Below are 11,271 nucleotides of genomic sequence, written 5' to 3' on the forward strand. Positions count from 1 at the left end.
GGGCAGGACGGCGGCCACCATCTGGGCGAGTTCGGCGATCGCGGCCGGTTTGGGCTCCGGGCGCACTGGTGGGCCGGGCAGCACTGCCAGCGGTGGCTCGGCGCTGTTGTCCTCCGGTGCCGCGATCTCCCGGACGAGCAGCCGGTCGGGCTCGCTCCGTTCGATCTCGGCATCCCGGGTGCGGACGGCGACGCCATCGTCACCAACCGGCCCGACAGTGCCACCGTCACCGACGGTGTCCGGGTAGAGCAGCCGGACCCGCTCGCCGGTGGTGAACGGATGGGTGTGGTCGGGGTCGAGCGAGGCGAGCAGGCCGCGCCGGGCCTTCTTCTGCCGTCCGGTGGGGGCGCTCCAGCCCTCGACGACGGTCCACTCCAGCGGGACGGCGCAGCCGTCGTCGGCCTCCAGCGCGGCCCGGTCGGCGGTGAGCCAGGCGAAGAACTCCCACCAGGCGGGCTTGTTCTCCCGCCGGTGGTAGCCGACGGCAGCCGCCAGCAGGGCCTGTGCCCGCTCGTCGTCGCTCCAGGTCGCCGGGTCCTCGGGCAGGCCGGCGACCAGGGCGTCGACGGTCGCGTCGGCGGGATCCGGCAGTGTGTCGGCGGCGCCCTCCCCGGCGTCCGCCGCCGGCGCGTGCATGATCCCTTCGGCCGCGCGCAGGTCGAGCAGCCAGCGGTGCAGACGGTGGGTGGACACGCAGTCGACCCGGTTGTACTCGGCGATCTCGTTGAGGACGTGCTCGGCGGCCGCCTGCTCGCCGGCCGCGCGGTGGGCCAGAACGTTCTCGTAGGCGACGATGCTGTCGACGGCGGTCTTGACCTCGGCGCCGCGAGCCCCCGGCAGGTACAGCGGCTCCAGATACTTGATCGAATACGAGCGTTGGGAGATCTTCAGGCTGCGTCGGACGACCGTGTACAGGTCCACCAGCCGGTGCCCGGCGAGCAGGGCGTCCACCTGCCGTTCGCGGGTGCCGTGTCTGGCCGCGAGCCGTTTGAGCGCGTTCGGCTCATACGGTGCGTAGTGATATATGTGCGCTCGGGGATGGTACGCGAGTCGGCGCAACACCCAGTCGACGAACTGCTCGAACGCGCGCTTCTCCTCGGCGCGGTCGTGCGCCCAGAACGGGTGGAAGACCTCCACGGCGTCGGTGGTGAAGCCCGCCGCCGGGCCGTGGCCGGGGCGGCCCGTGTCGTCGCCGCTGTCGGCGGCTGCGCCGACAGCATCTGTGCCGACAGCGGTTGCGTCGAGGGTGACGGCACCGAAGAGGTACTCCAGGCCGGCGTTGTCCAGCGCGTACGGATCCCCTTCCATGTCGAAGTAGATGTCGCCGGGATCCGGTGTGGGCAGGGACGCGAGCCCGTCCGGCGCGACCACCCGGACGGTCACGGTGCCGGTCCGGTCGTCGTCGGTGCGGGTCGCGTCCTGGATGATCTGTAGCTGTGCCTGTAGCCGCAGCCCGGCGAACGTCGCCGCCGCCATCGAGGCGGGACGCCGCTCGTCGTCCGCGGCGGCAAGGTCCTCGACCGAGGTGATACCGGCGGTCCGCAGCTTGCGCCGCTGGTCCGTGCGCAGGCCGGCGACCAGCGACAGGTCGCGGGCGGCTTCCCGGCCCCGCTCGCAGTGGGCGGTGAACGCGCAGGCCCCGCAGGCGGGCCGCGGATCGCCCCAGGACGGCTGGGGGACTGCCGGCGGGCGCGCGAGCTGCGCGGTCAGCCTGCCCCGGGCGTGGTCGACCATGGGTGCGACGTCCTCGACCCGCAGTGACTCCAGCCGGCCGTCGCCGAGTAACAGGTGGATGCGATGCGCGGCGGCCACCCCGATCGCCGGCAGTGCCCGGGCGTAGGAGGCCAGCTGCACGACGGCCGCGGGGCGGGCGTGCCGGGCGAGCTTGGCGTCGTACGGTTCGTAACGGCCGGGTGTGGCCTCGCCGGTGCGCGCGCCGGTGACCGGGTCGAGGTGCGCGGCGATCAGGAAGTCGGGCCGTCCCTGGTAGGAGCCGTCGAAGAGCACCGCCTGATAGCTGACGGCGGCACCGGCGGCGACGGCGGCGCGGGTCTGTTCCCAGGCCGCCGTCAGCGCGGTCAGGCCGCCCTCGGGGCGTTCGATCGTCGCGACGGCGTCGGCGCCGAAGAGGCCGACGAGATGCGCGAGCCATCGCCGCTCGTGTGCGTCACCGTGGCGGACCAGCAGCTCGTCCGCTTCACCGGCCGTGATCGGCTCGCCGGTGCTGGCGTCGTCCAGCGGTACCCCGGCTGCGTGGGCGTGCGACAGCGCGAGTCGATGCCCGCACTCGAGCGCGTCGACGACGTCGCTCGCCGACACCACCCACCGGTCGTCGAACCGCTGCATGTTCCCCCACATCGCCCGGGTTCCCGTTCCCGGGGTTGCCTGCCGGGTTCGTGGAAAGCGCCGCGGCCATCATCCCGCCCCGAATCCCGGGTTGCTGGGAGGCAACAGAAAACCGGCGCCCCCGGAGTCCCTGCGCTGCCTGGCGACTTCGATCGCGGCGCTTCCGGTCGCGTACCGCGGGGACCTTGGGGAGCCCACGGTATGCTTGATCTCAGCGGCACGCGGCGTCAGACACGTCCCAACATCAGATGGCTCCGGCATCAGACGGCCCCAGGTCTGCCGCGCGGGTTCGCAGGAGGTGTGCCATGGCCGCGGAGATGGTCGCTCCCGCCTGGATGCACGAGCAGATCACGGCGGAGCAGTACGACTCCTGGTCCGAGGAGCAGTGCGCGGGCATTGAGATCGTGGATGGAATGATCGTTGTGAGCCCCAGCGCCTCCAAGCGGCACAACCGGCTGGCCCGGATCATCGCGAACGCTCTGGACGCGGCCGGCGGGGCGGACTGGAACGCCGACACGGACTTCGACGTCCGGCTGCAGGACGTGCCGCTGACCAATCGGCGTCCGGATGTCGTGGTGTACCGCTCGGACACGATCGATGTCACGCCCACCCGCCCGGAGCACGTGCTGCTGATCGCGGAGATCGTCTCGCCGGGTTCGGAGACCACGGACAGAATCGTGAAGGCAGACCAGTACGCCCGGGCCGGCATTGCCTACTACTGGCGGATCGAGGGGTCCGCCACCGGTGCTCCGCTGGTGTATTCCCATGTTCTCGACCCGGCGACCAGGACCTACCGGAACGCGGAGGTGTTCGTTGGCGTACTCGACACCACGGCGCCCTTCCCCGTGAAACTCGACCTCGGCCGACTCTGACCGGAAGGCCGACGTCGCCGACGTCGTCGTCGACAACGTGACACTGGATCTCCGCGTGCGAGAGGACCTTGTGGGCCGTGTCGAGAAGTTGACATGGCAGGAAATCGGTCGCACTGTGGTCGACGGCGAACTCTGCGTATCCGCTAGTCGGTTCGGGTGCCGTAGCGGGTGGCGGCATCGCGGACGAGCCGCAGCGATTCTGCGCTGGCGGTCAGGTGTTTGCTGTCCATCAGACTGAACGCGAACAGGCCGGCGCCGGTGACCTGTCGTATGTAGTCATCGGTGAAAATCGCCCGCAGATCGCTGTGCCAGGTTCCTGGCGAGCCGTCGTCGGGTTTGTAGTGCGCCACCATGACCGGACCGTATTTCCCGAGGATTCGTGTCATGTCACGGATGTCGTTGACGTTGTTCTTCGAGTCCATCGCCTGGAAGCTCTGGAAGTCCGACTGCCGCAGTACGTCGTCGAAATGTCCGATCAGTGATTTCCCGCCGCCTTTCCCGGGGTCGTCCCAGCGGGCCTGCCAGCCGCCCCAGCCGAGGGAGACCCGGGCGTTCGGCGCTATCGAGTGGAATATGTCCATCGCGGCGGTGTACTGGTCCTTGAGTTTCAGGTAGTAGTTCGTCACTTCCGGGGTGGCGGCCCAGGTGTTGGCCTTGCACGGGTAGGTCTGCAGCTCGGTGAACAGCGTGACGTACAGCGGCGGCCCGTCCGCCTCGCCGCCGAATATCTGGGCGAGCCGGCGGGTGTCGCTGAGGAACGACGACGACAGGGGGTAGTCCCGCCCGCAGGCCGGCCCGTACCTGGTCTGTACGGTGGCGACCCTGCCCGCCCCGCCGAGCCACACGACGAGGTGGATCGCGCGTCCACCGGTGTAGACCTGCGGAATCAGGTCCTTCGACCAGTTGGTGAGAAAACCGAAATCATTGGGACTGTTGTACCAGGTCGTGAACATTCCCAGCTGGTCGGCGACGGGTGAGGTCGCGTCGCTGTCGAGGGAGGGGCCGAGGCCGAACACGAGCTTGCCGGCCTGGCCGAAACCGGGTGGTCTGGCCGCGCCGGTAGCCGTGTCGCCGGTTTTTTCCACGGTGTCGGACGCGCCTGTCGTAGCCGCGCTGGTGCCGGTGGGGACGGAAGTGGGGGCAGCGCTGGCAGTAGTGGACGTCACTGCCGGCTGTCGTGCCGGCGGGCGGCCTGTCATGTCCGGCAGCGACCACACGGCCAGTCCGACCAGTGTCGTACAGAAGATAATTCCGGCCGTCAGAACGTGAAACCGTTTCAGCACGGACAAGGGGGCCGCTCCGTAGTTCTCCTGAAGTTTTCCCCCGGACGGGGACAGCGTACATGTTGCGGCATCGAATGATCTCCGGGACGGAGATTGTCGCTCGAGTGAAGGTGACGACAGCGAAGGTGACGACACGGACGCGCAACGGCATGGACCCGGCGCCGACGGCATCGTTCGTCATCGACGAACGGAGGCTCCCACCCGGCTGGTGGCGACACGGCAGGGAGGGCCCGGCGTCGACGCACGGCATCCGGCAGCTGGCATTCGATGTCGGATATCCGACCGTCTCGCCGCCCGTGCCGCTGGTCGCGGCCATCTACCGAGCCGCCGGAGCATCGATTGCACCACTCGTTGTGTCATAGATTGTACCGTCTGTCATAGCGCTGTCGGCCGTGTTGCTGTCAGTCGGTCCGTTCGGTCGAAACCCCCGATTCCGTCCGGATGCGGCAGTTATGATCGCTCCGGCGAAGGACGCCGGTAGCGACTGGCCCGGTGGCCACCAACCTCCGGCCACGGGGGGAGATACGCAGGTGGATGGGACCGCGCTGCAGGTCAACACCCCGGACGGTCAGGTTGTCCTTGCGGGTGGTGGACCGTACGTGGTCGGGCGGGCGCGTCAGGCCGACGTCGTCGTTGTCGACCGGCGCGTGTCCCGCCGGCATCTGATCCTGGAGTCGGGTGCCGACGGCTGGCTGGTACGCGACACCAGCGCCAACGGCCTGTGGTGTGATGGCAGGCGGGTGGGCAATGTCAACGTCACCACGCGTGGTGAGCAGGTCCGGATCCGGCTCGGCGCCGTGGACGGACCAGAGATCGTTTTTGTCCCACGCTCCGATTCCCGCCCGGAGCCGCCGGGCCGCACGGAGCAGCCCGGCGACCCGCTGACCGCGCTGGCCGGCGCCGGTGACCCCCCTGGCCCGCAGCCCAGACGGGTGGTCCGGGCCGGTGCGGCCGATGACGACGCGTCGACGTTCCAACATCAGGTGGTGAGCCACGACCGTAGGGTCCACCGGCTGCGTCCCGGGCGGATGATGCTGGGCCGCTCCCAGGACAACGACGTGGTCGTGGATGACTTACTGGCCTCTCGACACCACGCCCAGCTCCGAGTCGGCCCTCAGCGTCGGGTCGGCGGCGGCGGCGTGGGCGGTAGCGGTGCTGATGGCAGCAGGGCCGATAGCAGCATCGTCGCTGGGAACGGTAACGGTGCGGGCGGGGACGGCACCGCCGGTATTGCCGTCGAGGTCGTCGACCTGGGGTCGGCCAACGGCACGTTCGTCAACGGCCAGCGGGTGGCCCAGGCGTTCGTGGCGCAGCGTGACGTCATTGCGATCGGGCATCACCTGTTCCAGCTCGACGGTGGCACGCTGGTCGAGTACGTCGACAGCGGCGACGTCACCTTCGAGGTGAAGAGCCTGTCGGTGTGGGCCGGCCCCAAGCAGCTCATGCACGACGTCACGTTCCGGCTGCCGGCCCGGTCGCTGCTCGGTGTGGTCGGTCCGAGCGGCGCGGGCAAGTCGACGTTACTCAACGCGCTCACCGGGTTCCGCCCGGCAGATGCCGGTGTGGTCCGCTACGCCGGTCGGGATCTCTACGCCGAGTACGACGAGCTGCGTCGCCGGATCGGCTACGTCCCGCAGGCCGACCCGCTGCACGGTCAGCTCACCGTCCGCCAGGCTCTGGAGTACGGCGCCGAGCTGCGCTTCCCCGCGGACACGACGGTGGAGGAGCGGCGCAGCCGGGTCCGGGAGGTCATCGCCCAGCTCGGGCTGCGTGACCATGCCGGCACGCCGGTGAGCCGGCTGTCGGGCGGGCAGCGCAAGCGAACCAGTGTCGCTCTTGAGCTGCTGACCCGTCCGACCCTGCTGTTCCTGGACGAGCCCACCTCCGGCCTCGACCCGGCGAACGACCAGTCGGTGATGGAGGCGCTGCACGGGCTCGCCCGTGGCAGTGACGGCACAGCCGGCGCCGCGGGCGGTGGTGCCAGCAGCGCGGGCGAGGGCCGCACGGTGATTGTGGTCACTCACAGCGTTTTGTTCCTTGATCTGTGTGACTACCTGCTGGTGCTCGCTCCCGGCGGCCATGTGGCCTACTTCGGTCCGAGTGAAGGTGCGCTGCGCTTCTTCGGCAAGAAGGACTTCAAGGAGTTCGTGGCCGTCTTCCGGGAGCTGGAGGCGACCCCGGGCGACGTGCTCGCGGCCCGCTTCCGCGCGTCCGAGTACTACGTCCCGTCCGCTGTTGTCGCGCCGGTCGTGCGCCGCCCGCCGGCGCTGCTGCCCGGCATCCGCCAGCAGCCGGTGATGGCGCAGCTCTCGACGCTGGTCAGGCGGTATCTGCGGGTCGTGTTCGCGGACCGCTCCTACCTGCGGCTGATCATCGCGTTCCCGTTCCTGCTCGGGATCATCCCAAGGGTCATCCCGGCGAAGGACGGTCTGGCGGCGTTGCCGGAGCCCAATCCGGACGCGACCAAGGTGCTGGTCGTGCTCGTGCTGTGTGCGTGCTTCATGGGAATGGCGAACTCCGTGCGCGAGATCGTCAAGGAGCGGCCGATCTACCGGCGGGAGCGCACGATCGGCCTGTCGCGTACCGCCTACCTCGGCTCGAAGATCGCGGTTCTGGCCGCGATCACCACCTGTCAGTGCGTGGTGTTCACCCTGATCGGTTTACTCGGGCGCCTGCCGGCCAATGCGGTACTGCTCGGCTCGCCCCTCGGGGAGTGTCTGATCGCGGTGGTCGTGGCGGCGCTGTCATCGATGATGATCGGGCTGCTGGTGTCGACGCTGGTGGACAACGCCGACAAGACCATGCCCGTGCTCGTGCTCGTCACCATGGCCCAGCTTGTGCTCTCCGGGGGCCTGGTGTCGGCGGTGGGACGGCCGGTGCTGGAACAGGTGAGCTGGATCGCGCCGGCCCGCTGGGGCTTTGCCGCGCTGGGCTCGACCGCCGACCTCAACGAGGTCGCCAAGCTCGGCCGCGTCGGGCCCCGGGGCGATCCGCCGGATCCGCTGTGGGAGCACAGCGGATCTACCTGGCTCCTTGACGTCCTCGCCGGGGTGGGGGTGGGTGTCGTCGCGCTGGTACTGACCGCGTACATGATCCGCCGGATCGAGCCGAAGGTGAGTCGGCGCAGGACGATCGCGGATCCGTCATCCTGAGGTGACGGATCCGCGATCGGAAGGCTCCCCGCGTGACCGGAGAGGCGGTGGTACGGATGTGGGTTCATCAGCACGTCCCGGGCCGTCATCATGATCAGAGGTGCGCGCTATCGTGGCGGTTCATCTGGTCGGATCTCACCGCGGCGACCCCGCGCCGGTGAGGGTAGGCGGGGGAACGACGTTGACGCACATCATCTCGACGATCAACCTCAAGGGAGGCGTCGGCAAGACGACGATCACCGCGGCGCTGGCGGAGATCCTGGCCGGGGAACACGGCAAGCGAGTGTTGATCATTGATCTGGACCCGCAGACGAACCTGACCATCTTCATGATCGGCGAAGTGCGCTGGCAGGAGCTCAACGACTCCGGCCAGACACTCGCGTCGCTCTTCCGGGACGCGGTGGACCCAGGCCCGGCCGGCGGCCTCTTCGACATCCACCAGGCATTGCAGCGGGACGTCTCCCCGGTGGGCAGCGTCACCCGGGTCGACCTGCTGGCCTCCTCGCTGGACCTCATCGACCTCCAGGACAGGCTGCTGTCGCCTGTCGGGGCGCCCACCGCCGGCGGCCACAGCCCGGTGGAACTGCTGCACCGGCAGATCGAGAAGGTCGCCGACGACTACGACTACATCCTCGTGGACTGCCCGCCGAACCTGAGCGTGCTCACCCTGAACGGGCTGCGGATCTCGCACGGCTACATCGTCCCGACGATCCCGGACGTCATGTCCACGTACGGCATTCCGCAGATACGGGCCAGGATCCAGGCGTTCGCCGCGAGTGTGGGCCGGGACATCCCCGCCGTCGGCCTGGTCGTCAGCAAGTACCGGGCGAACGTCTCGCTGCACCGGCAGACCGCCGACTATCTGGCCCGCTCCGGGAGGGAGACCGGCCTGCGCGTGTTCAGCTCCAGGATCCCGGATTCGACGGAGATCGCGGAGGCTGCGGAGTTCAACGACTGGGGCACCCTGCGGCAGCGGTACGGCTACCACCGGCACTACGACGCCCTGGCCTCCCTCGCGACCGAGTTCATAGCCGCTGTCGAGGACACTGTCCCGTCATCGCGGCCCTCTTCGCCGTCGCCTTCTTCGGAGTCGTCTTCTTCGGAGTCGCGGGACGTGCCTTCGTAGGACATGCCCACGAGCGCAACGGACATGTATCCGATCACGCCCGATCACGCCAGCCGCGGAACCAGCCGCTACGGGTGCTTCATCCGCATCATCTTTAAATTCGATGAAACTTTATGACGAAACACTACGGAACATCTTCCTGCTGGCCACGTCCGCCGTGAGTCGTAGCAGCGTTGACGCGGCTGAGTCGACGAGTTCACGGGCCACGTCGGTGTCGGCCTGGTCGTAGTCGTCGAGGGCGTCACAGAGCGCGACCCACTCGAAGGCATCACGCCATGGGGCGGCGAACGCGGCCGGCCCGCTGGCGGCGAACAAGAGCGATCCGGCCTGGGCGGGCGCTGAGAGCAGGACACGGAGCTGGGCGGTAAGCGCGGTCCGCCTCGTCGGCCAGTCCGTCGTCTTCTCCACCGAGGCCGTCATGCGCAGCCGCGGCGACATCCTGCACGGCTGCCCCGCGCTGGTCATCGGGTTCGGCAAACTCGGCTCCTCGATCGCCTGTCTCCTGCACGCCAAGGGCGTCCAGGTCACCGTCTTCGATATCGACCCCGTCCGCCGCACCCAGGCGCTGTCCCAAGGCTTCGCCGTCGCCCGTGACCGCGAAAGCGCGCTGAACGGGGCCGGACTGGTCCTTTGCGCGACCGGTGCGGTCTCCCTGCACGGCGAGGACTTCCCTCACCTGCGCAACGACGCCTACGTTGCCACCGTCACCAGCCGCGAGGACGAACTCGAGCTGACCGGGCTGCCAGACGTCTACACCCGCACGGCGGTCGGCGACCATGTGACCCGCTACCAGACCACCGGGCACTACTTCTACCTGGCCAACGGCGGCAACGCGGTCAACTTCCTGCACGGCGCCAGCGTGGGGCCGTTCATCTTCCTGGTCCAAGCCGAGATACTCGCCGGGATCAGGATGCTCACCCGCGGCGATCTCACCCCCGGTATGCACGAGGTTCCCGCCCCCGACCGCGCCGCGATCGCGGCGATCTGGCTCTCCTACTTCAACAGATGATCAACTTGGCCATCACGGCAGACCACATCCGCGCCACCCTGACCACCTACCTCGACACCCACCCCGAGGACAAGCCCGACCTCGCGCCCGTTCTCGACCTCCTCGACACCGGCGCCGACCTCACCTCCCGCAGGGAGTTCCGCGGCCACGCGACCGCCGGCGCGATCCTCGCCAACGCCGACGGACGCATCCTGCACATCCACCACCGAGCACTCGACACGTGGCTCATGCCCGGCGGCCACCTGGAGACCTCGGACGAGACCCTTCTGGACGCGGCGCTGCGCGAACTCGCCGAGGAAACCGGCATCCCCGACGACGCCGTCACATCAGCCGACGATCAGCCGATCCACATCGACGTCCACCCCATCCCCGCCAACGACGCCAAGGGCGAGCCGGACCACCGGCACGTCGACGTCCGGTTCCTCTTCCGCACCACCGCCGACGTTCACCAGCTTCAGACCGAGGAGGTCACCGACGCGACCTGGCGCACCATCGACAACCTCAGTGACGCAACACTGCGACAGCGCATCGCCGAAGCCCTTCGCTGACGCCCGGCCGGCCGCCCCGGCGCATCCGGTCCCGGACGCAACGCAGGGGCGGGCCTCCATCACCGCCGCCCCCGCGCCTCGCACGCGCCTCACATCCCTGAACGGCGCACGACCCCACTGCCTGCGCAAAGGACTTGGCAGCCCGATACGCCGCATCCAAGGGCACCATGACCATCGGGCTGGCCGGGGATGTCGCGGCGGACGGCATCCGGGTCAACGCTGTCCGCCCCGGCCTCATCCGTACCGACATCCACGCCAGCGGCGGGCAACCCGGCCGCCTCGAGCGCCTCGCGCCCGGCATCCCGATGGGCCGCGGAGGGGAACCCGACGAAGTAGCGCACGCGATCGCCTGGCTGTGCTCGCCCGAGGCGTCCTACGTCACCGGCGCGATCCTCGATGTCAGCGGCGGCCGCTGACGCAGCCCATTCCTTCGTGCGCCCGCCACCACCCAGGGCGTCCACAGATGTCCGGTCCCGCATCAACCGTGTGATGGTCCGCCGTATGGTGTCTGACATGCCGAACCTGAACGTGTCCGTGCGGGCCGCGACCCTCGAGCAGGCCCGCGCCGCTGCGGCCGCCGTCGGGATGACGCTGTCGGCGTGGGTGGACAAGACGCTGGCCGAGTCGATCTGGACCCGTCCGGTTCGCCCGCCAGCAGCAGCGCAACGTCGCCCTGGGCGTCACCCCGGACTACCTGGCGGCCGAGTACGCCCGGCTGGAGGACCTGCGGCGTGCGGCAGGGTGAGGTGTGGGCGCGCGCCGACGCCTGATCGAGTCGGTCAACGACACCCTCAAAGGGCAGCTTGACCTGGAACAACACGGCGGCCGGACCTTCGAGGGCGTCGCGATCCGGGCCGCCCGGCGGCTACTGGCGATGGCCGCGGCGATCTGGCACAACAACAAGACCGCCGCGCCCGTCACCCGATCACTGATCG

Annotated in this window: 7 protein-coding genes and 3 pseudogenes; 7 read left to right on the forward strand and 3 right to left on the reverse strand. The window is 69.2% G+C overall.

Annotated features, from left to right (window positions below; genetic code table 11):
• Positions 1 to 2,346: TM0106 family RecB-like putative nuclease (locus CM1CMNOD_RS01925; protein WP_242625426.1), on the reverse strand; the 2,346-nt coding region annotated here is incomplete at its 3' end.
• 305 nt (positions 2,347 to 2,651) lie between these two features.
• Here CM1CMNOD_RS01925 and CM1CMNOD_RS01930 point away from each other — a divergent pair.
• Positions 2,652 to 3,218 (forward strand): Uma2 family endonuclease, encoded by a 567-nt coding sequence (locus CM1CMNOD_RS01930; RefSeq protein ID WP_013872001.1) that lies wholly within the window; start codon positions 2,652 to 2,654, stop codon positions 3,216 to 3,218.
• A 143-nt stretch (positions 3,219 to 3,361) separates the two neighbouring features.
• Here CM1CMNOD_RS01930 and CM1CMNOD_RS01935 read toward each other — a convergent pair whose 3' ends face one another.
• Complete coding sequence (locus CM1CMNOD_RS01935; RefSeq protein ID WP_131772061.1) at positions 3,362 to 4,384, reverse strand: hypothetical protein; 1,023 nt, start codon at positions 4,382 to 4,384, stop codon at positions 3,362 to 3,364.
• Between the two features lie 647 nt (positions 4,385 to 5,031).
• Here CM1CMNOD_RS01935 and CM1CMNOD_RS01940 point away from each other — a divergent pair.
• Both CM1CMNOD_RS01940 and CM1CMNOD_RS01945 read left to right on the forward strand, forming a co-directional pair.
• A complete protein-coding gene (locus CM1CMNOD_RS01940) occupies positions 5,032 to 7,653 on the forward strand; it encodes an ATP-binding cassette domain-containing protein (RefSeq protein WP_013872004.1) in 2,622 nt (873 codons plus the stop codon).
• Positions 7,654 to 7,834: 181 nt separating this feature from the next.
• On the forward strand, positions 7,835 to 8,779 hold the full coding sequence (locus CM1CMNOD_RS01945; protein WP_085948579.1) for a ParA family protein: 945 nt from the start codon (positions 7,835 to 7,837) through the stop codon (positions 8,777 to 8,779).
• Between the two features lie 111 nt (positions 8,780 to 8,890).
• On the opposite strand, the gene CM1CMNOD_RS22735 is transcribed toward CM1CMNOD_RS01945, so the two are convergent.
• On the reverse strand, positions 8,891 to 9,187 hold the full coding sequence (locus CM1CMNOD_RS22735) for a hypothetical protein (RefSeq protein WP_237702953.1): 297 nt from the start codon (positions 9,185 to 9,187) through the stop codon (positions 8,891 to 8,893).
• Here CM1CMNOD_RS22735 and CM1CMNOD_RS01955 point away from each other — a divergent pair.
• From CM1CMNOD_RS01955 to CM1CMNOD_RS01970, 4 genes and pseudogenes are all read left to right on the forward strand, one after another.
• Positions 9,159 to 9,788 (forward strand): annotated as a pseudogene (locus CM1CMNOD_RS01955) (NAD(P)-binding domain-containing protein); the annotation flags it as partial. The gene CM1CMNOD_RS22735 and the pseudogene CM1CMNOD_RS01955 overlap by 29 nt on opposite strands.
• Positions 9,785 to 10,336 (forward strand): NUDIX hydrolase, encoded by a 552-nt coding sequence (locus tag CM1CMNOD_RS01960; RefSeq protein ID WP_013872007.1) that lies wholly within the window; start codon positions 9,785 to 9,787, stop codon positions 10,334 to 10,336. The pseudogene CM1CMNOD_RS01955 and the gene CM1CMNOD_RS01960, both read left to right, overlap by 4 nt.
• Positions 10,337 to 10,482: 146 nt before the next feature.
• Positions 10,483 to 10,752 (forward strand): annotated as a pseudogene (locus tag CM1CMNOD_RS01965) (SDR family oxidoreductase); the annotation flags it as partial.
• Positions 10,753 to 11,102: 350 nt separating this feature from the next.
• A pseudogene (locus tag CM1CMNOD_RS01970) lies at positions 11,103 to 11,271 on the forward strand (IS982 family transposase); the annotation flags it as partial.

This window comes from Protofrankia symbiont of Coriaria myrtifolia (assembly GCF_900634755.1).
Classification (GTDB): Bacteria; Actinomycetota; Actinomycetes; order Frankiales; family Frankiaceae; genus Protofrankia; species Protofrankia coriariae.

What these genes read in the sequence shown, in the direction of transcription:
- CM1CMNOD_RS01930 (WP_013872001.1), top strand. Translation starts at nt 2,652, where the DNA reads ATGGCCGCGGAGATGGTCGCTCCCGCCTGGATGCACGAGCAGATCACG.
- CM1CMNOD_RS01960 (WP_013872007.1), top strand. Translation starts at nt 9,785, where the DNA reads ATGATCAACTTGGCCATCACGGCAGACCACATCCGCGCCACCCTGACC.